This window comes from Tatumella sp. JGM130 (assembly GCF_018257525.1).
Taxonomy (GTDB): domain Bacteria; phylum Pseudomonadota; class Gammaproteobacteria; order Enterobacterales; family Enterobacteriaceae; genus Tatumella; species Tatumella punctata.
Genome location: NZ_JAERJS010000009.1, coordinates 71,152 through 91,605 on the forward strand (window position 1 = coordinate 71,152; position 20,454 = coordinate 91,605).

Consider the following 20,454-nt stretch of genomic DNA (forward strand, 5'->3'; position numbering starts at 1 on the left):
ACCTGTAAAAAAACCCCGGAGAACCGGGGTTTCAGGCAGGGTAATAACTGTCAGCCTTTACCGTTATTGCGTTTTGATACCGGCCGGCCAGTCGCCGCACGCCCGGTGGCCGGTCGGCCAGCCGTACTGCGGCCAGAAGCCGGACGGCGGGGAGTACTTTTACTGCCAGCCTGGCTGTGCTTTTTCACCGCACGACGGATCTGGTTCGCTTTGGTACGACGACGATCTTTTTCGACCGCAAGTTTGGTTTCTGTTTCTTCCGGCATTTCCACCAGCTGACGCAGATAATTCACTGAGGTCAGATCCATTTCCATATACCCGCCCCGCGGCAAACCTTTGGGCAGAACGATATCACCATAGCGAACGCGCATCAGTCGGCTGACCTGCACACCAACGGCTTCCCATAACCGGCGCACTTCGCGGTTACGCCCTTCGGTCAGGGTTACGTTATACCACTGGTTGAGACCTTCTCCGCCAGCAAACTTAAGGGTTTTAAACGCAGCAGGACCATCTTCCAGCTGAACACCGACACTTAACTGACGAATTTTATCATCATCAATCTGGCCGAAAACGCGGACAGCGTATTCACGCTCCACTTCACGGCTGGGATGCATCAGGCGGTTAGCCAGTTCACCATCGGTGGTAAATAACATTAAGCCACAGGTATTGACGTCGAGACGCCCTACCGCTATCCAGCGCGCGCCGTTGAGGCGAGGCAGACGGTCAAACACCGTCGGACGGCCTTCAGGATCGTTACGGGTACATAACTCACCTTCCGGTTTGTAGTAAGCCAGCACCCGGCACACTTCGCTGGCACTTTCTGCCACACGTACCAGATGACCATCAATACGGATTTTCAGGGAATTGTTGCTTTCGACCCGATCACCCAGGCTGGCGATTTTCCCGTCAACACTGACCCGACCGGCGGAGATAATAGCTTCAATTTCACGGCGCGAACCATGTCCGGCACGTGCTAATACTTTTTGTAACTTTTCGCTCATGGAGCATGCCTCACTGTCGCCTTCCCAGGCCTCAGGTTTAGGGTATATTTAATATTAAAATCAAATACTTACGTAAAAACTGACTGCCATTATACAGGATGGCAGTCACAATGTAACGATTTTTATTATTCAGACAGCTGCAGAGCAATGCTCTGAATCATGGATAAATTAGCGGAACGGATGAGGATCACCGGCACCTTCACGCATAATTTCCGGGGCATCGCCGGTTAAATCAACCACTGTGGTCGGTTGCTGACCGATAGTACCGCCATTCAGGATCAGATCGACCTGCTTACCGATACTTAACTGGATCTCTTCCGGATCTGACTCGGCAAAATCATTCCCCGGTAACATAAGTGTGGTGGACATTAACGGTTCGTTGAGTGCTTCCAGTAATGCCTGAGCTACCGGATGGGAAGTTACGCGCAGACCGATAGTTTTGCGCTTATCATTCATCAAACGCCGCGGCACTTCTTTGGTTGCCTTAAGTAAAAAGGTATAGCACCCCGGGGTATTATTTTTAATTAAGCGGAAGGCACTGTTATCTACCTGAGCATAGGTCGACAGTTCAGAAAGATCACGACACATCAGTGTAAAATGGTGTGAATCATCCAGCTGACGGAGCCGGCAAATTCTCTCCAGCGCCGACTTATCTTCAAGTTTGCATCCCAGTGCATAGCCGGAATCGGTCGGATAAACAATCACACCGCCTTTATTCAGATAATCCACCGCCTGACTGATCAGACGTGGTTGTGGATTCTCCGGATGGATATAAAAAAACTGACTCATACTTCGCTCCCTGCACCGGTTTGCAACGGTGCACTACTTTGAATTTCCGGAAAACGCAGCCATACCGCTTCAGCACCGGCCGGTAACCACAGTTTTCGGCCCAGTTCTATCCAGGCGCAAGGCTGATGAAAATCAGATCCCTGAGATGCGGCCAGTCCGTAATCCTGAGCATATCGGGTTAACTGCTGGCGTTCATCAGGTGCCTGCTGGCACTGGGCAACTTCCATGGCATCTCCGCCGTGGTCGGCAAAAAATTTCAGCAACCGCTTTAACCATTTTGCCGATAGATCATAGCGTCCGGGGTGGGCAACCACCGCCCTGCCTCCGGACTGATGGATCGCATCAATTGCCTGTTCTATTGTACACCATTGGGCGGGCACATATCCGGTTTTGCCCCGCGCCAGATACTGTTTAAAGACCTGAGCCATGGTGGAGGCTTTACCACACCCGACCAGATAGCGGGCAAAATGGCCACGGGTTATCTGCCCTTCCCCCGCCAGTGCACTCGCACCTTGTAACGCGCCGGGGATATTTGCCCGCTCAAGCCTGCGGGCGATCTCTTCAGCTCTCTGCCAGCGTTTCTGATGCTGGCTATCAAGAAGTGCACAGAGAGCCGGATGATTAATGTCCATCCCCAGACCAACAATATGGATTTCGTGGTTTTCCCATAGTGTTGAAATTTCCACACCACTCATCAGTTGCAATGGCAACTGATGAGTGGCAATGGCCTGGCGGGCCGGTTCAATCGCATTTGTTGTATCGTGGTCGGTAATAGCCAGCACATCGACTCCGCGCTCATGTGCCCTTAACACCAGCTCTTCTGCACTGAGCACTCCGTCGGATGCCCGGGTATGGCTATGTAAATCATACAGCTGAAATGCCGTTGGTTCTGTCAAATTAACTCCAATAACTGATCCTTTGTGCGGATACAGGGATTTTAGCAATAACTGGAAAAGATGTATTGACAATCCGCGCACGAACCAGTTAACTAGTACACAAGTTCAGATAAGGATACTTCTCATGTTGGTTATGACTTTACATTCTTCACGTTGGTGGCGCATGACTCTCCCCTGACCGGGCGATGTTGTCGTGCACCGTAAGTGTAACCACAGTGCAGATTTCAGGGCCCGCAGAATGCGGGCTTTTTGTTGAAAAAAATTCAGAGAAATAACCATGGCTAAAGCAAAACCAGAATTAAAAATTATTACCGGTGATGCCCCCTACAGGGATGACCCGGCCGCGGTTTTCAACCAGCTTTGCGGTGCCCGTCCGGCCACTCTGCTGCTGGAATCTGCCGATGTGGACAGTAAAGATAACCTGCAAAGTCTGTTAATTACCGATAGCGCTTTAAGGATCAGTGCTATGGGGCAACAGGTTTCGGTTCAGGCGCTTTCCGAAAATGGTGCCAGCCTGCTTCCCCTGCTGGATGCTGCACTGCCCGCCAGTGTCGATATCCGGGTACGTCCTGATGGTCGCGAATTCTTTTTTCCGGCGATCGATCCGTTACAGGATGAAGACTCACGCCTGAAATCCGTATCAGTATTTGATGCTCTGCGTTTAATTCCTTCACTGGTAGAACACAGTGACCGACACCGTGAATCGGTTATGCTGGGGGGGCTGTTTGCCTATGATTTAGTTGCCGGGTTCGAAACATTACCGGAACTCGATAACCACCAGCGCTGCCCCGATTATTGCTTTTATCTGGCAGAGACGTTACTGGTCATCGACCACCAGTCGCGGACGGCCAGGCTGCAGGCCAGCGTGTTTACCCCGTCCGCCAGCGAATTTCAGCGTTTGCAGCAACGTATTCACCAGTTGAATCAGCAAATGCAGCAGCCTGCTGCTGCTCTGGTGGCGAAAAAAGTCGAGCAGATGGAACTGAACTGTAACCAGAGCGACGAAGTCTATTGCGATGTTGTCAGTAAACTTCAGCATGCCATCCGCATCGGAGAGATTTTTCAGGTTGTTCCGTCGCGCCGTTTCTCATTACCCTGCCCGTCGCCACTGGCAGCCTACGATACCCTGAAACGCAGCAATCCGAGCCCCTATATGTTCTTTATGCAGGACCGGGATTTCACACTGTTCGGTGCTTCCCCGGAAAGTTCATTAAAATATTCCGCAGCCTCCCGTCAGATAGAAATTTACCCGATTGCCGGTACCCGTCCCCGCGGACGGAATGCCGCCGGGGAACTGGATAAAGATCTGGATAGCCGGATTGAGCTGGAAATGCGTACCGACCAGAAAGAACTGGCGGAGCATTTGATGCTGGTCGACCTGGCCCGTAATGATCTGGCACGGATTTGTGTGCCCGGCAGCCGCCATGTTGCTGACCTGACGAAAGTCGACCGCTACACCTTTGTGATGCACCTGGTCTCCCGGGTGATCGGCACCCTGCGCGAAGACCTCGATGTGCTACATGCTTACCGCGCCGTCATGAATATGGGGACCCTGAGTGGTGCGCCTAAAGTCAGGGCAATGCAGCTGATTGCCGAATCAGAAGGTACCCGCCGCGGGTCATACGGCGGCGCTGTCGGCTACTTTACCGGCAGCGGTGACTTTGATACCTGTATTGTTATTCGTTCAGCCTATGTCGAAGAAGGCATTGCCACAGTACAGGCCGGCGGCGGTGTGGTACTGGATTCGGTCCCCCAGGCGGAAGCCGACGAAAGCCGCAATAAGGCACGCGCAGTATTACGCGCCATTGCGACAGCTCATCACTGTAAGGAGATTTTCTGATGGCTGATATTTTACTGCTGGATAACTTTGATTCATTTACCTATAACCTGGTCGATCAGTTACGTACTTTTGGTCACCGCGTGATGGTGTACCGTAACAGTCTGCCTGTCGAAACACTGCTCGAACAGCTGCGCAGTATGGAAAATCCGGTACTGATGCTTTCTCCGGGGCCGGGGGCACCTGCTGATGCGGGGTCAATGCCTGCGCTACTGGCTGCAGTGCGCGGAAAAGTACCGGTTATCGGTATCTGCCTCGGTCACCAGGCGATTGTTGAGAGTTATGGCGGCACTGTCGGCCAGGCGGGTGAAATACTGCATGGTAAAGCATCGGCTATCAGTCATGACGGCCAGGAAATGTTCAGTGGCTTACCTGACCCGTTACCTGTCGCCCGTTACCATTCGCTGGTCGGCAGCAATATTCCGCCGGATCTCACCGTAAACGCCACCTTTAACGGTATGGTGATGGCCATCCGTCATGATGAAGATAAAGTCTGTGGTTTTCAGTTCCATCCTGAGTCAATTCTGACGACACGGGGAGCAACATTACTGGAACAGACCCTCAGCTGGGCGCTTAGCGACTAAAGGATTTGCCGATGCAACAGATTCTGGAACAACTCTATCAGGGAAAAAATATTGACCGGCAACAAAGCGAGCGGCTTTTCTCTGCCATCATCACCGGTGAAATGGATCCCGTCTCGCTGGGTGCCGCATTGATCGCCATGAAAGTGCGGGGCGAAACTCCCGATGAAATTGCCGGAGCCGCCACAGCCTTACTGGATAACGCACGCCCTTTCCCGCGGCCTGACTATCTGTTTGCCGATATTGTCGGTACCGGCGGTGACGGCAGTAACAGTATCAATATTTCAACCGCCAGTGCTTTTGTCGCAGCGGCCTGTGGTCTGAAGGTCGCTAAACATGGCAACCGCAGCGTATCCAGTAAATCCGGGTCTTCGGACCTGCTGGCGGCGTTTGGTATTAACCTCGATATGACAGCGGAAAATGCCCGCGCGGCACTGGACCAACAGAACCTCTGTTTTCTGTTCGCCCCTCAGTACCACAGTGGTTTTCGCTATGCGATGCCGGTACGCAAGCAGTTACAGACACGGACACTGTTTAATGTGCTCGGGCCGCTGATTAACCCTGCCCGGCCGCCATTGGCACTGATCGGCGTTTACAGCCCGCAGTTAATTCAGCCGGTGGCCGAAACGCTGAAAGTGCTGGGTTATCGCCGCGCGGCCGTGGTACATGGCGGCGGGATGGACGAAATAGCGATCCATGCGCCGACACAGGTGGCAGAATTACGCGACGGGGAAATCACCCGCTATGACATCAGTCCGCCGGACTTCGGGCTGGAATTCCATGAAAAAGAGTCGCTGGCGGGCGGTACGCCTCAGGAAAATCGTGATATTTTACGTCAGTTACTGCAGGGTAATGGTCAGACGGCTCACGAACAGGCTATTGCAATTAATGTCGCGATGCTGATGAAATTATTCGGTAATGAAGATTTACGCCATAACGCTGAACAGGCTATTGCCATGATCCGCAGTGGCCGGGCGTATGAGTTAGTCACTGCACTGGCAGCAAGAGGATAATCATGAAGGGTACCGTTTTAGAAAAAATAGTTGCAGATAAAGCTCTCTGGCTGGCAGCGCGTAAAGCACGACAACCCCTTTCAGACTTTCAACAGGCGCTGGTGCCTTCGGCGCGTAATTTCTACCAGGCATTACAGCGTGATAAGAGTGCCTTTATTCTGGAATGTAAGAAAGCCTCACCGTCAAAGGGGCTGATTCGCGAAGACTTCGACCCTGCAGCGATTGCTGCCGTTTACCGTGACTACGCTTCTGCAGTTTCGGTTCTGACCGATGAGAAATACTTTCAGGGCAATTTTGAATTTTTACCTGAAGTCAGTGCCGCTATTACTCAGCCTGTCCTGTGCAAAGATTTTATTATTGACCCTTATCAAATCTATCTGGCCCGCTATTATCAGGCCGATGCCATTTTACTGATGTTGTCGGTACTGGATGATCAGCAGTATCAGGCTCTGGCCGATGTTGCCCATTCGCTGAATATGGGGGTACTGACCGAAATCAGTAACCAGCAGGAGCTGGATCGGGCGCTTAAGCTGAAACCACGGGTCGCAGGAATCAATAATCGTGACCTGCGCGACCTGTCAATTGATTTAGATAAGACCCGTCAGCTGGCACCGCAATTGCCTCAGGACACCATTGTGATCAGTGAGTCCGGTATTTATGACTACCAGCAGATTGCTGAACTGCGCCGTTATGCCAATGGCTTCCTGATAGGTTCTTCATTAATGTCAGAAGACAACCTGGCGGTGGCGGTTCGCCGGGTATTGATCGGTGATAACAAAGTCTGCGGACTGACCCGCAGTGAAGATGCCGCAGCCGCATGGCAAGCCGGTGCGGTTTATGGCGGAATCATCTTTGCACAGGGCTCACCACGCCAGGTCAGCCTCCGTCAGGCGGAGGAAATTGTTGCAGCTGCTCCGTTGAAGTTTGTCGGAGTCTTCCGCGACCAGCCGGCCGAAGAGGTGGCCGGTATCGCCAGCCATTTGCGGCTGAGTGCTGTTCAGCTACATGGCAGTGAATCGGCTGAATTTATTGCTGCGCTGCGTCAGCAGTTACCGTCACAGATTGCTATCTGGAAGGCTTTCAGTATCAGCGACCATCTGCCGGAGCGTAACCTGCCTGATACGGATCGTTATCTGTTTGATAACGGTAACGGCGGCAGCGGTCAGCGTTTTGACTGGTCACTGCTGCAAGGACAGGACTTACATAATGTTATGCTGGCCGGCGGGCTGAATGCGGAAAACTGTGCAGAAGCGGCCCTGACCGGCTGTGCCGGTCTGGATTTTAATTCCGGTGTTGAAACTGCTCCCGGCATCAAGGATCCGAAAAAACTGGCGGACGTTTTCCGGCAATTACGAGCTTACTAATCAGGATGCGTCATCTGACGATACAGGAAATTGAGTTATGACTTTACTGAACCCCTATTTTGGTGAATTTGGCGGGATGTATGTTCCGCAAATTCTGATGCCGGCACTCAGCCAGCTGGAAGAAGCTTTTGTCAGTGCCCAGCGTGATCCTGAGTTCCAGGCTGAGTTTGTGCGACTGTTAAAAGACTACGCCGGACGACCGACTGCGCTGACCCTGTGCCGGAATATTACCGAAGGTACCCGTACCCGCCTCTACCTGAAACGTGAAGATTTATTACACGGCGGTGCTCACAAAACAAATCAGGTGCTGGGACAGGCATTACTGGCGAAACGGATGGGCAAAAACGAGATTATCGCGGAAACCGGGGCCGGACAACATGGTGTTGCTTCTGCCATTGCCTGTGCCTTACTGGGTATGAAATGCCGGATTTATATGGGCGCCAAAGATGTGGAACGTCAGTCGCCGAATGTATTCAGAATGCGCCTGATGGGTGCAGAAGTCATTCCGGTACACAGTGGTTCAGCCACCCTGAAAGATGCCTGTAATGAGGCTCTGCGCGACTGGTCTGGCAGTTACGAGACCGCACACTATATGCTGGGTACCGCGGCTGGCCCGCACCCGTTCCCGACTATCGTCCGTGAATTTCAGCGTATGATTGGCGAAGAGACCCGCGTACAGATTATGGAACACGAAGGCCGTCTGCCTGATGCGGTGATTGCCTGCGTGGGTGGCGGATCCAATGCTATCGGAATGTTCGCTGATTTTATTGATGAATCTTCTGTCGGGCTGATTGGCGTCGAACCGGCGGGACTCGGCATTGAATCCGGACAACATGGTGCGCCGTTAAAACACGGTAAAACCGGTATCTATTTCGGTATGAAGGCACCCATGATGCGTACAGAGGACGGGCAGATTGAAGAGTCTTATTCCATTTCTGCCGGACTCGACTTCCCGTCAGTCGGCCCGCAACATGCATGGCTGAACAGTATCGGCCGCGCAGATTATGTTTCAGTTACCGATGATGAAGCTCTGGAAGCATTTAAAGATCTGTCACGCCACGAAGGTATTATCCCGGCGCTGGAATCCTCCCATGCGCTGGCCCATGCGCTGAAAATGGCCCGTCAGGCGCCGGAAAAAGAACAATTACTGGTTGTTAACCTCTCAGGCCGCGGTGATAAAGACATATTTACGGTGCATGATATTCTGCAGCAGCGAGGAGAAATCTGATGGAACGTTATTCTGCTTTATTTAATCGCCTGGCTGAGCGTAAAGAAGGTGCTTTTGTGCCATTTGTCACGCTGGGAGATCCGGGGGCTGAGTTATCGCTGCAAATTATCGATGCGCTGGTCGCCGGAGGGGCGGATGCCCTGGAGCTGGGCTTCCCGTTCTCTGATCCCCTGGCTGACGGCCCGACAATTCAGGCGGCCAACCTGCGCGCTTTCAGCGCCGGGATGGACAGCAACAAAAGCTTCGATATTATCACTCAGGTACGTAATAAATATCCGGATCTGCCGATTGGCTTGTTAATTTACGCTAATCTGGTTTTCAGTCCCGGCATTGATGCGTTTTATGCCCGCTGCCAGCAAGCCGGTGTCGATTCGGTTCTGGTCGCTGATGTCCCCATGGAGGAGTCACAGCCCTTCCGTCAGGCAGCAATGCGGCACCATATTGCGCCAATCTTTGTCTGCCCGCCGAATGCCAGTGATGATTTATTACGTGAAATCGCATCTCACGGCCGCGGATATACTTATCTGTTATCCCGTGCCGGTGTCACCGGTACCGAACATAAAGCCGCCCTGCCGTTGCAGCATATAATCAGCAAACTGCATGAGTACCATGCAGCCCCCCCGATTCAGGGCTTCGGTATTTCTGAACCTTCTCAGGTGAAGGAATCTATCGCTTCCGGTGCTGCAGGGGCAATATCCGGTTCTGCCGTCGTCAGAATTATCGAACAGAACCTGCAACAGCCCGCCATAATGCTGAAAAAACTGACCGACTTTGCTGCCTCATTAAAAGCGGCCACCCGCTGATAGCCCTTTTCTCCGACAGACAGGCACCCCGCGGTGCCTTTTTTGGCAACAAAACTGGTAGATTAAAAATTTAGGATTACACTATAAGTGTACCGGAAAATCCCGGCATAACCTTTATTATACAGGGAGGCAGTAAATGAAGTTTATTAAGGTATTAGCCAGTGCAGTACTGGCATCAGTGGTGGCATTATCATTAACTGCCTGTGCGCCCGGCCCGAAAAAAGAAGGTACCGGAGGTTATATTGATGACACCGTGATCACCACCAAAGTCAAAGCTCAGTTACTGGGTACCAAAGAACTCAGATCGACCGAAATTAAAGTCGAAACATTTAAAGGACGTGTGCAACTCAGTGGTTTTGTGTCCAACCTGCAAACAGCAAGCCGTGCAGTTGAAGTTGCCCGCAGAGTGCCTGGTGTCACCTCGGTGGTTGATAATATGCAGATCAAATAGCTGAACTGTATTACAGAAAAAGCGCAGCAATGCGCTTTTTCTTATTCTGCCCCCGATGTTCCTTTGTATCCCCCCTGCAAAAATCGCCCTGACTGACTTTATTCGGCTGCCGGTATATATCATCGCCGATGAAAACAAAGCGCCCGATACAGAGTATCGGGCGTATCGGAAATAATGTTTTATTCAGCAATATCCGTCCCTGCGAATAACGCAGGCAAGGTACTCAGAAGCTGTAACCTACACCGAAGAAGAAGACCCACGGATTAATGTTAGTTTTGATGCTTTGCTGATCGCCATTGGCTTTGAATTTCACTTTGGTATTAATGTCCATGTACCACAGGGATGTATTCAGCATCCAGTGCTGATTAATCTGGTAGTCCATACCCAGTTGTCCGGCCACGCCCCAGGAGTCCTTCACATGCAGATCAGATAAACCCGCCGCGCGTCCGGTGTCATTGAATTTGTTATTAAAGAAGGTCGTGTAGTTAACACCAATACCGGCATAAGGCTGGAATTTAGAGCTATTATCCAGGAAGTAATACTGGGCCATCAGTGTCGGCGGTAACTGGTGAACGGTGGCCAGAGTGCCCGTCGGCCCCAGTCCGACCTTGTGGCGGAAAGGCGTGGCTGCCAGTAATTCAACACCAATATGGTCCGTCGCCATATAAGTAAAAGTCAATCCCAGCTGGGTATTGTTACTGACATTAAATTCACCTAAGCCCAGCACATTATCAGAACCCCCGGTCGGCCGGACAGTTGCGCTGCCAGCCCTGATAAAGAAGTCACCTGCCTGGTGAGCTGACGCTGCTGCCGGTAACAGTGCTGCCAGTAATAATGCAATTTTTCCGATTTTCATAGCCACTCCTCTCCTGAACTCGTCTGCTTTTATTGTTTTCAATGTGAACAATTTTTACATTGTATTTTGTTGTTGCTATGTGTATCGCGATTCACGCAGAAAATCATGTTTTTCCCGCCTGAAAAAATAGTTAAAAAACAAAGCCTTGATCCAGATCAATTTTTATCAGCTAACAGTTTCGCGTTTTAACTAAAAAAATTGTCTTAGATCTTCTGTTAATAATCCGGAGTATTAAGGCTATAATCGTTCAAAAAAAGCCCGATAATGAGTATTAATCATCCGGGCGGAGATAAAAGCAGAAAGTTATGTAAGTGAGGGTGCCCGCAGGCGTGGTTAACATGTACAATCTTGCGGTTAATTCATTTGTTTCCCAAAGGAGTGTACATGTCTCTCACGGCCAGCTCGTTATACCGTGATTCCGCAAATTTTTTGCGCCACCAGCTAAAAACGATAACACTGATCTCTCTGGTCAGCGCTTTCGTTACCGTTCTGCTGGGTACCGTTTTTTCTCCGGGTGCCGAACAGCTGTCTGCATTAATGCAAAGCAATGACAACGCAGGCTCACTGATTGAAGTGCTGCAGAATATGTCACCCGAACAGCAAAGAATATTACTGCACAGCTCGGCTGTCGGCACTCTGGCTGCTTTACTGGGTAACACATTATTACTGGGCGGGATGCTGGTGCTGATCCCGTCGGCTTCTTCCGGTAAACGGCTCAGTGCCTTAGGGGCGATAGGAGCCTCTGTCGGTTTTCTGCCTGCTTTACTTATTCAGACCTTTATCGTGACACTGATCGTTCAGCTCGGTTTTATGGCCTTTGTCATCCCGGGGATTTTTCTGGCAGTTCTGTTTTCCCTGTCTCCGGTATTACTGAGCCAGAAACGTGCCGGTATTTTCGGCTCGATGAAACAAAGCGTGCCACTGGCCTGGAACAATATGAAAGCCCTGGCTCCCGCGGTTATTTGCTGGTTGCTGGCTAAAGTTGTGTTGATGTTTATCTTCGCTTCGCTCACCGCACTTCCTGCAACAACAGCGGCTATTATCGCCACCACTCTGGGTAATTTACTGTCAGCAATGCTGGTAATCTATCTGTTCCGTGTGTATATGCTGATACGCTAACCGTCTGTTTTACTTTTTCGGCTCGCCTGCCGGTGAGCCGCATTATCCGGACCTGCTATGAAACAATTACTGGACTTTTTGCCTCTTGTCGTCTTTTTCATTTTTTATAAGCTATACGATATTTTCGTTGCCTCAGGCGCACTGATTGCCGCAACCGCGATTGCACTGGTTATCAGCTGGGTGCTGTACAAAAAACTGGAAAAAATGACTATCATTACGTTTATTCTGGTGACTGTATTTGGTTCTTTGACACTGATTTTCCATAATGATGAATTTATAAAATGGAAAGTGACGGTTATTTATACATTATTTGCTGCCGCATTGTTATTCAGTCAGTGGTGGATGGAACAACCATTAATTCAGTCAATGCTGGGTAAAGAGCTGGTATTACCTTCCGCAGTCTGGCGACGTTTGAATATTGCCTGGGCAATATTTTTCTTCGTTTGCGGGCTGGTCAATATTTATGTCGCATTCTGGTTGCCTGAATCTTTCTGGGTTAACTTTAAGGTCTTCGGCCTGACCGCATTAACTCTGCTATTTACTGCTGCCTGTGGTCTTTATATATGGCGGCATCTGCCACGCGAAGAAAAGTAATACCCGGGTGGCCTTCCTGCAGGCCACTTTTTAAATAAAGAGAATAATAAATGACCGACAGTCTGAGACAGCCGCAAGGTGAGATGGTGCTGCGTACACTGGCAATGCCGGCAGATACCAATGCAAATGGTGATATATTTGGTGGCTGGTTAATGTCCCAGATGGATATGGGGGGAGCGATTCTGGCAAAAGAAATCGCCAATGGCCGTGTTGTTACTGTGCGTGTCGACGGTATGACATTTCTTAAACCCGCCGCTATCGGTGACGTTGTCACTTGTCATGCCCGCTGTATACGTACCGGCAACAGTTCAATTACTATTAATGTTGAGGTATGGATTAAAAAAGTTTCTTCCGAGCCGATTGGTCAGACTTACTGCACCACAGAAGCCGTATTTATTTACGTTGCGGTGGATGATAAAGGAAAACCAAGGAAACTCAGTGAGCTGATAGCCAATAAAAGCTACCCGTAACACCCTGCCGTGAGAGGTAAAGCGCATAACTGCGCTTTATCTCTCAGCAACAGCTATTATTGCACTGATGAACTGCCATCAATTTTAAACAATATAGTCATCGTCAGCCCGGTGCCTGGCTTGCCACTCTGGTAACGCCAGCGCCGCATCGCCTGTTTAACTTCGCGATCAAACATATTCTTCGGCTGCGCCTCAATAATACGCTCATTCACGACCCTGCCATCACTGTCCACATCGAACTGTACTTTCACCCGTCCTTCAAGGTGAAAAGCCAGAGCTCTGGCCGGGTAGGCCGGGCTGGTAATACTGACCGCCTGTGGTTTACCCTGAGAAATACTTTGCTGATCATTACGCGACGTTTGCGGCGCGGTTTGTGCTTTGGTCTGATCTGCCGGATTATTTTTTTGTTGTGCTGTCAGTGTCGGTTTATTTTCAGTCACAGGCTTTTCGACCGGTTTTATTACAGGCTTAGGTTTGACTGCTTTTTTCTTCACCTCATGGCGTTTTTTTACCTCAGGTTTCGGCTTCGGTTTCGGCTCCGGTTTGGCAATCGGTACCGGTTTATCCAGAGGGGGTTCGGGGGCCGGGGCCGGCTGTGGTTCAGGTTGTGGCTGCACTGGCTGAGGTGTCGGAGGGGTCACAGGCTGTACCGGCTCCGGCTGGCTTTTCGCCGCCTCAGGCTGAACCTCCGGAGCAACCATCGACACGCTGATAGCAGACTGGGGTGTGGGCACGTTCAGGACCTGGTTGAATGAGGCAAACAGCAACCCGGCAACCACCGCACCATGAAGAGCGACTGATACCACCATGGATAATGAAAAACGTTTTGGAAATTGTTCTGTAAGAGTGCTCATAGCTATCTGGTCAGTTCAGTGATGAATCATTTTAAATGCAAATAGCAATCAGTTTCAATACGTATCGCTGACGGATATGTGCCATTTTATTTGCACTGATGGCGCGGTTAGCTTAACGTTGGGTTCTCAATTTTTTGCCGTAAGAGATAATCATCGTGTTATACGTCATTTACGCTGAAGACTTCCCTGACTCACTGGAAAAAAGGCAGTCTGTGCGCCCTGCCCACCTGGCTCGTCTGCAATTATTGCAGGATGAAGGAAAATTAATTGTTGCCGGTCCAATGCCAGCCGTCGACAGTAACGAACCCGGAGTCGCGGGATTCACCGGTTCTACCGTGATCGCTGAATTTCCATCCCTCGAAGATGCTCAATCCTGGACTAACGATGACCCCTACGTAGCAGCCGGTGTTTACCAGAAAGTGACGGTCAGGCCATTTAAAAAGGTCTTCTGAGCTGATGAAATGCTTATCCAGCACATATTGTGACTGATAAGCGCCGGGCAAAAAATGCAATACACTGTACTGCGCTTTTTGCCCGCAACCGGATATTGTCAGTCGCGGCTTATATACAATGTGCACTGCTCAGAGATGACAGACAGATTCAGTTCGCTCCACAGTACAGTATCCCCCTTTGCCCTGTGACAGCCTGCTATACTGATAGGAGTATTCTGCCGCCACACGGGCTGAAGTTTGTTGCCGGCGAACTCCGATGAGCGGCACAGGATTATTCATTCGATATGGCAGGAGGTTTATATGAAATATCACGTATTAGTTTTTCATAAAGACGGAACAACCGAAACCAGGCAAACAGAAGCAGACAATATACCGAAAACCATAACTATCACCATCGAACGTCCCCCGCAACAAACTACTACAGAATCCCCCCCGGAAAATGTATCTCAGGAAGTCGATGTCCGGATGACGCGTCATATTGCAGGTAAAAGATATTTGTTCGCCATGCTAAAGCAGGGGTTTATCAATCTGGAAGAGGCTGAGAAAGCGATTATTCATGCCAGGCTGCCTTCAATTCCCGGATAGATTACACCCGTATCGCCGCTCTGCGGGGCGGTTTCCGGCTATCCTTTTTAGAATATGTGTATACCGGCAGACAGGGTAACCGGCGGATAACATAACACAGCGGGCGACATGATATTCTGTTATTCCTCACCGCCAGTATTACACTGCATCTCCGCCAGATAATTTTCAGAAATAATGGGTAACCGACGGCCCCAGTTCCGGAAGTATAAACAGCAGTGATCGCCTTTGTTGTTTCGCAAGCTGATGTCTGATTAACCGGATATGTGTATAACGCCGTGACTGGGCCTCCAGCCAGCGTACTTTACGGCGATTACTTTGCCGCGCCATCCGCCAGCGCCCGACTTCGTTTCTGCTTCTTTTCATGATTACCTCCCGTGAGTATCATTTCGGCCAGTATACGCCGTTATTCCCCGGATCCAACGCTGCTTTCAGAAAAGGTTTCACAATATGCTGAGTACACGTACACTCAATAGATAAAGCATAAACCGGAATTCCATTTAATGACGACATTCTATTCCTTCGTTAACGGGTTTATATTGTTTGGCTACTGGCTGCTGATCGCTGCCGTTACCCTGAGAATTTTAATGAAGCGCAGGACCGCCTCTTCCTCAATGGTCTGGTTGCTTATTATTTATATTCTGCCACTGGTGGGAATAATTGCTTATCTGAGTTTCGGTGAATTATATCTCGGTAAACGCCGGGCGGAGCGTGCCAGAACGATGTGGCCTGCCACTTCCCGGTGGCTGGCGGACTTAAAAAAGTCATCTCATATTTTTGCAACCAGTACCAGCAGTGTTGCCAGTGCTTTATTTAAGCTATGTGAGCATCGCCACGGGATCGCCGGAGTCAAAGGTAACCAACTGGAATTACTGACCAGCTCAAATGACGTAATGCGTTCGCTTATCCGGGATATTGACCTGGCAGAACACAATATTGAGATGGTGTTTTATATCTGGCAACCCGGAGGCCAGGCTGATGACGTGGCAGCGGCATTAATTACTGCCGCCCGCAGAGGGGTTTTCTGTCGGCTGATGCTCGACTCAGCCGGAAGCCGCAGTTTTTTCCGCAGTCCGTGGCCGAAAAAATTCCGCGAGGCCGGTATCGACGTTGTCGAATCTTTGCAGGTAAACCTGCTGAGGGTATTTTTTCGTCGCATGGACCTGCGCCAGCACCGTAAAATAGTGCTGATTGATAACTATATTGCCTATACCGGCAGTATGAACCTGGTTGACCCGCGGTTTTTTAAACAGGATGCCGGTGTCGGACAATGGGTTGATTTAATGGCCAGAATGGAAGGTCCTGTGGCTATCACACTGGGGATTGTGTTTTCCTGTGACTGGGAAATTGAAACCGGTAAACGCATTCTTCCGCCCCGGCCCGATGAAACTATTATGCCCTTTGAAGAAGCCAGTGGACATATTATTCAGGTAATAGCCTCAGGTCCCGGTTTTCCCGAAGATGTGATCCATCAGGCACTGCTGACTGCCGTCTATTCAGCACGTGAACAGTTGATCATGACAACACCTTATTTTGTACCCAGTGATGATCTGCTGCACGCTATCTGTACCGCCGCATTACGTGGTGTTGATGTCAGCCTGATCGTGCCACAAAAAAACGACTCATTGCTGGTCGGCTGGGCCAGTCGTGCGTTCTTTACCGAACTACTGGCAGCAGGGGTTAAAATTTATCAGTTCAGCGACGGCCTGTTACATACCAAAAGCGTGCTGGTTGACGGGGAACTTTGCCTGGTGGGTACCGTCAATCTTGATATGCGCAGTCTGTGGCTCAATTTTGAGGTGACTCTGGTGATTGATGATGCCGGTTTCGGTGATGATCTTAGCTGTGTACAGCAGGATTATATTCTGCGCTCACAGTTACTGGATGGCCGTGAGTGGGCAAAACGGCCCTACTGGCGCAGGATAATCGAACGACTGTTTTACTTCTTTAGCCCTTTACTGTAAAAAAGGCCGCATATTTCTATCAATAAATACGGGCTGATCATGGATCTTAATAATCGTCTTACAGAAGATGAAACGCTGGAACAGGCATACGATATTTTTCTGGAACTGGCAGGGGATAATCTGGATCCTGCAGACATTATCCTGTTTAACTTACAGTTCGAAGAGCGTGGCGGTGCCGAGCTTTCAGACCCTTCAGAAGACTGGAACGAACATGTCGATTTTGATCTTAATCCGGACTTTTTTGCCGAGGTCATTATCGGATTAGGCGATGCCGACGGGGAGCCTGTTACCGATGTGTTTGCCAGAGTCCTGTTATGTCGTGAAAAAGATCATAAACTGTGCCATATCCTGTGGCGTGAATAATCAGCCTGTCTGATGCCCGCATTTATCCGTTTCCATACCCTGCGGAGGAAACGGATATCTTTGTCCGGGCTAGGGTTCACAAAGCATACCAGAGTCCTTCATCCGGCTCGCTGTTCTGGCAGATAACCGCCAAATTACCGGTTATCTGGTTAAGCCGGCTTATCGGGCCGTAAACCGGCAGATAAATAATTATTAACAAAACTTAATAAATACTCCCCACCTCCTGATCTGCCCCACACACAAAATCAACAAATACAAACATTTAAAAAACAAACTTGCTACATAAGCGGATAACTGATAAAGCTGAATGGTATCAGCTTGCATATAAATTGATCTGCATCAGTGCCTGTATTGCAACATATCCATAATCTGAACGTAACCGGACTTCATTAATTCATGCTGATATGAGATTCTTTTAGTAAGCACCGTATAAAAGCGGACAGTGGTAGCGATCTGACACGTATGTTTACTAAAAAAGTTTAATTTTCCTTCAGGAGATAAGCATGACTGTAACAAACGTTGCTGAATTGAATGGGCTGGTAGAAAGAGTCAGGCAAGCACAACAGCAGTATGCAGGCTTTAGTCAGGAGCAGGTTGATAAGATCTTCAGGGCCGCAGCATTAGCTGCCGCAGATGCCCGGATACCGCTGGCGAAAATGGCGGTCGCTGAGTCAGGAATGGGGATCGTCGAAGACAAAGTCATCAAAAACCATTTCGCTTCGGAATATATTTACAACGCTTACAAGGACGAAAAAACCTGCGGTATCCTCGACACTGATGATACTTTCGGCACTATGACTATTGCCGAACCTATCGGAATTATCTGCGGGATTGTCCCGACCACCAACCCGACGTCGACGGCCATTTTTAAAGCCTTAATCAGTCTGAAAACCCGTAACGGAATCATTTTCTCCCCGCATCCGCGGGCAAAAAACGCCACCAACAAAGCAGCAGATATCGTGTTACAGGCTGCCATTGCGGCCGGTGCTCCGCCCGATATTATTGGCTGGATTGATGAGCCATCCGTTGAATTATCTAACCAGTTAATGCACCACCCCGACATTAACCTGATCCTCGCCACCGGTGGACCGGGTATGGTTAAAGCAGCCTACAGTTCCGGTAAACCTGCTATTGGTGTCGGTGCCGGTAATACACCGGTCGTTATCGATGATACTGCTGATATAAAACGAGCGGTCGCTTCTATTCTGATGTCAAAAACCTTCGACAATGGTGTTATCTGCGCCTCTGAGCAATCAGTGATTGTTGACAGCTCTGTGTATGACGCAGTACGTGAACGGTTTTCGACCCACGGCGGTTATCTGCTGCAGGGAAGTGAATTAAAAGCTGTGCAGGATATCATTCTGAAAAACGGGGGCCTGAACGCAGGGATTGTCGGCCAGCCGGCGACAAAAATTGCTGAGATGGCAGGGATCAGTGTGCCTCCGGATACTAAAATTCTGATTGGTGAGGTCAGTGATATTGATGAATCTGAACCTTTTGCCCATGAAAAACTGTCGCCGACCCTGGCAATGTACCGTGCCACCGGTTTTAACGATGCACTGCAAAAAGCGGAAAAACTGGTAGAAATGGGCGGTATCGGCCATACCTCTTGCCTGTATACCGACCAGGACAATCAGCCTGAGCGGGTCAGACTGTTTGGCGAAAAAATGAAAACCGCGAGGATCCTGATTAATACCCCGGCTTCTCAGGGGGGGATTGGCGATTTATATAACTTTAAACTGGCACCGTCACTGACGCTGGGTTGCGGCTCATGGGGCGGGAACTCTATCTCTGAAAACGTCGGTCCTAAGCACCTTATTAACAAGAAAACCGTCGCTAAACGGGCTGAAAATATGTTGTGGCATAAACTCCCTAAATCCATCTATTTTCGTCGTGGTTCATTGCCGGTGGCTCTGGAAGAAATCGCCAGTGACGGTGCAAAACGGGCCTTTATTGTTACAGACCGGTTCTTATTCAATAACGGTTATGCTGATCAGGTGACGCGGGTATTAAAATCCCGTGGTGTGGAAACGGAAGTTTTCTTCGAAGTGGAAGCTGACCCTACCCTGAGCATCGTGCGCAAAGGGGCCGCACAAATGCACAGCTTCAAACCTGATGTGATTATTGCTCTGGGGGGTGGTTCCCCGATGGATGCGGCCAAAATTATGTGGGTGATGTACGAGCATCCCGAAACCCACTTCGAAGAACTGGCATTACGTTTTATGGATATCCGTAAACGTATTCATAAGTTCCCGAAAATGGGTGTAAAAGCCAGTATGGTCGCTATTACCACCACTTCTGGTACCGGCTCTGAAGTTACCCCGTTTGCGGTAGTTACTGATGATGCCACCGGACTGAAATACCCGCTGGCCGATTATGCACTGACACCGGATATGGCGATTGTCGATGCAAATCTGGTGATGGATATGCCAAAATCTCTGTGTGCTTTTGGCGGACTGGATGCAGTCACTCACGCCCTTGAAGCCTATGTTTCAGTACTGGCCAATGAGTACTCTGACGGTCAGGCTCTGCAGGCGCTGAAATTGCTGAAAGAGAATTTACCGGCAAGCTACCATGAAGGGGCTAAAAATCCGATTGCCCGCGAGCGGGTACATAATGCGGCAACTATCGCAGGTATTGCGTTTGCTAACGCGTTCCTCGGCGTCTGTCACTCAATGGCCCATAAACTGGGTTCTGAGTTTCATATCCCGCACGGGCTGGCAAATGCACTGCTGATAGCCAACGTGATCCGCTACAATGCTAACGATAATCCGACCAAACAGACCGCCTTTAGTCAGTACGACCGGCCACAGGCCCGTCGTCGCTATGCAGAAATCGCCGATCATTTGGGGCTTGGTAAACCCGGCGACCGTACCGCAGCGAAAATCAGTGCGTTACTTCACTGGCTGGATGAGATTAAAACTGATCTCGGGATCCCGAAATCTATCCGTGAAGCCGGGGTACAGGAAGCTGACTTCCTGGCAAAAATCGATAAACTTGCCGAAGATGCATTTGATGATCAATGTACCGGCGCAAACCCACGCTACCCGCTGATTGCTGAATTGAAACAGTTGATGCTGGACAGTTACTACGGTCGCGAATTTACAGAGCATTCACTGCATACTCCGGAAAAACCCGCAGCTGCGGCACCGGCGGCAAAGGGTAAAAAGAAAGCAGGCTGAGATAACAACCACCGCCCCTGTGATCAGGGGCATTGCTCAGGTAAACGCCGCACCA

The 20,454-nt window shown here is 50.0% G+C and carries 19 protein-coding genes and 1 pseudogene; 14 read left to right on the forward strand and 6 right to left on the reverse strand.

Annotated features, from left to right (window positions below; genetic code table 11):
* Nucleotides 1-50 precede the first annotated feature (50 nt).
* The 3 genes from rluB to JK211_RS06395 all read right to left on the reverse strand — a co-directional run bounded on the left by rluB (nt 51) and on the right by JK211_RS06395 (nt 2,686).
* Nucleotides 51-1,001, reverse strand: a complete 951-nt coding sequence (gene rluB, locus JK211_RS06385; RefSeq protein WP_212707843.1) for a 23S rRNA pseudouridine(2605) synthase RluB — start codon at nt 999-1,001, stop codon at nt 51-53.
* Nucleotides 1,002-1,169: 168 nt separating this feature from the next.
* Nucleotides 1,170-1,790 carry an L-threonylcarbamoyladenylate synthase gene (locus JK211_RS06390; RefSeq protein WP_212707844.1) on the reverse strand — a complete coding sequence of 207 codons (621 nt, stop codon included), beginning with the start codon at nt 1,788-1,790 and terminating at the stop codon, nt 1,170-1,172.
* The gene (locus tag JK211_RS06395) at nt 1,787-2,686 is read right to left on the reverse strand and encodes a PHP domain-containing protein (protein ID WP_249213763.1); all 900 of its coding nucleotides are present in this window, start codon (nt 2,684-2,686) and stop codon (nt 1,787-1,789) included. The genes JK211_RS06390 and JK211_RS06395 overlap by 4 nt, the downstream gene beginning before the upstream one ends.
* 277 nt (nt 2,687-2,963) lie before the next feature.
* On the opposite strand from JK211_RS06395, the gene JK211_RS06400 reads away from it, so the two are divergent.
* From JK211_RS06400 to JK211_RS06430, 6 genes and pseudogenes are all read left to right on the forward strand, one after another.
* A complete protein-coding gene (locus tag JK211_RS06400) occupies nt 2,964-4,526 on the forward strand; it encodes an anthranilate synthase component 1 (RefSeq protein WP_212707845.1) in 1,563 nt (520 codons plus the stop codon).
* Nucleotides 4,526-6,117, forward strand: a pseudogene (gene trpD, locus JK211_RS16885) (bifunctional anthranilate synthase glutamate amidotransferase component TrpG/anthranilate phosphoribosyltransferase TrpD). Before JK211_RS06400 ends, trpD begins: the two are co-directional and overlap by 1 nt.
* Nucleotides 6,118-6,119: 2 nt before the next feature.
* Nucleotides 6,120-7,481, forward strand: coding sequence for a bifunctional indole-3-glycerol-phosphate synthase TrpC/phosphoribosylanthranilate isomerase TrpF (trpCF, locus tag JK211_RS06415; RefSeq protein WP_212707848.1), 1,362 nt, complete (start codon nt 6,120-6,122; stop codon nt 7,479-7,481).
* 37 nt (nt 7,482-7,518) lie between these two features.
* On the forward strand, nt 7,519-8,709 hold the full coding sequence (gene trpB, locus JK211_RS06420; RefSeq protein WP_212707849.1) for a tryptophan synthase subunit beta: 1,191 nt from the start codon (nt 7,519-7,521) through the stop codon (nt 8,707-8,709).
* Nucleotides 8,709-9,512 (forward strand): tryptophan synthase subunit alpha, encoded by an 804-nt coding sequence (gene trpA / locus JK211_RS06425; protein WP_212707850.1) that lies wholly within the window; start codon nt 8,709-8,711, stop codon nt 9,510-9,512. The genes trpB and trpA overlap by 1 nt, the downstream gene beginning before the upstream one ends.
* A 136-nt stretch (nt 9,513-9,648) precedes the next feature.
* Nucleotides 9,649-9,963, forward strand: coding sequence for a BON domain-containing protein (locus JK211_RS06430; protein WP_212707851.1), 315 nt, complete (start codon nt 9,649-9,651; stop codon nt 9,961-9,963).
* A gap of 223 nt (nt 9,964-10,186) precedes the next feature.
* Here the strand turns inward: JK211_RS06430 and ompW are convergent, their stop codons facing one another.
* Nucleotides 10,187-10,819 carry an outer membrane protein OmpW gene (gene ompW / locus JK211_RS06435; RefSeq protein WP_212707852.1) on the reverse strand — a complete coding sequence of 211 codons (633 nt, stop codon included), beginning with the start codon at nt 10,817-10,819 and terminating at the stop codon, nt 10,187-10,189.
* 384 nt (nt 10,820-11,203) lie between these two features.
* Here ompW and JK211_RS06440 point away from each other — a divergent pair, with 384 nt between their 5' ends.
* The 3 genes from JK211_RS06440 to yciA are packed head-to-tail and all read left to right on the forward strand — an operon-like array spanning nt 11,204 to nt 13,002.
* On the forward strand, nt 11,204-11,938 hold the full coding sequence (locus tag JK211_RS06440) for a YciC family protein (RefSeq protein ID WP_212707853.1): 735 nt from the start codon (nt 11,204-11,206) through the stop codon (nt 11,936-11,938).
* 57 nt (nt 11,939-11,995) lie between these two features.
* Nucleotides 11,996-12,532, forward strand: coding sequence for a septation protein A (locus tag JK211_RS06445; RefSeq protein WP_212707854.1), 537 nt, complete (start codon nt 11,996-11,998; stop codon nt 12,530-12,532).
* 50 nt (nt 12,533-12,582) lie between these two features.
* Nucleotides 12,583-13,002, forward strand: coding sequence for an acyl-CoA thioester hydrolase YciA (gene yciA, locus JK211_RS06450; protein WP_212707855.1), 420 nt, complete (start codon nt 12,583-12,585; stop codon nt 13,000-13,002).
* A gap of 56 nt (nt 13,003-13,058) precedes the next feature.
* On the opposite strand, the gene JK211_RS06455 is transcribed toward yciA, so the two are convergent.
* The gene (locus tag JK211_RS06455; RefSeq protein ID WP_212707856.1) at nt 13,059-13,856 is read right to left on the reverse strand and encodes an energy transducer TonB; all 798 of its coding nucleotides are present in this window, start codon (nt 13,854-13,856) and stop codon (nt 13,059-13,061) included.
* A gap of 155 nt (nt 13,857-14,011) precedes the next feature.
* On the opposite strand from JK211_RS06455, the gene JK211_RS06460 reads away from it, so the two are divergent.
* Complete coding sequence (locus tag JK211_RS06460; RefSeq protein ID WP_212707857.1) at nt 14,012-14,308, forward strand: YciI family protein; 297 nt, start codon at nt 14,012-14,014, stop codon at nt 14,306-14,308.
* A gap of 300 nt (nt 14,309-14,608) precedes the next feature.
* Nucleotides 14,609-14,893 carry a hypothetical protein gene (locus tag JK211_RS06465; RefSeq protein ID WP_212707858.1) on the forward strand — a complete coding sequence of 95 codons (285 nt, stop codon included), beginning with the start codon at nt 14,609-14,611 and terminating at the stop codon, nt 14,891-14,893.
* A 165-nt stretch (nt 14,894-15,058) separates the two neighbouring features.
* On the opposite strand, the gene JK211_RS06470 is transcribed toward JK211_RS06465, so the two are convergent.
* Entirely contained in the window at nt 15,059-15,256 is a 198-nt protein-coding gene (locus JK211_RS06470; protein ID WP_212707859.1) for a YciY family protein, read from the reverse strand.
* Between the two features lie 137 nt (nt 15,257-15,393).
* On the opposite strand from JK211_RS06470, the gene cls reads away from it, so the two are divergent.
* The 3 genes from cls (at nt 15,394) to adhE (ending at nt 20,399) form a co-directional block, all read left to right on the forward strand.
* Complete coding sequence (gene cls / locus JK211_RS06475) at nt 15,394-16,854, forward strand: cardiolipin synthase (RefSeq protein ID WP_212707860.1); 1,461 nt, start codon at nt 15,394-15,396, stop codon at nt 16,852-16,854.
* A gap of 33 nt (nt 16,855-16,887) precedes the next feature.
* Nucleotides 16,888-17,217 (forward strand): HI1450 family dsDNA-mimic protein, encoded by a 330-nt coding sequence (locus JK211_RS06480; RefSeq protein ID WP_212707875.1) that lies wholly within the window; start codon nt 16,888-16,890, stop codon nt 17,215-17,217.
* Between the two features lie 503 nt (nt 17,218-17,720).
* Nucleotides 17,721-20,399: a bifunctional acetaldehyde-CoA/alcohol dehydrogenase gene (adhE, locus tag JK211_RS06485; RefSeq protein WP_212707861.1), complete on the forward strand. Its 2,679-nt coding sequence runs from the start codon at nt 17,721-17,723 to the stop codon at nt 20,397-20,399.
* Nucleotides 20,400-20,454 lie beyond the last annotated feature (55 nt).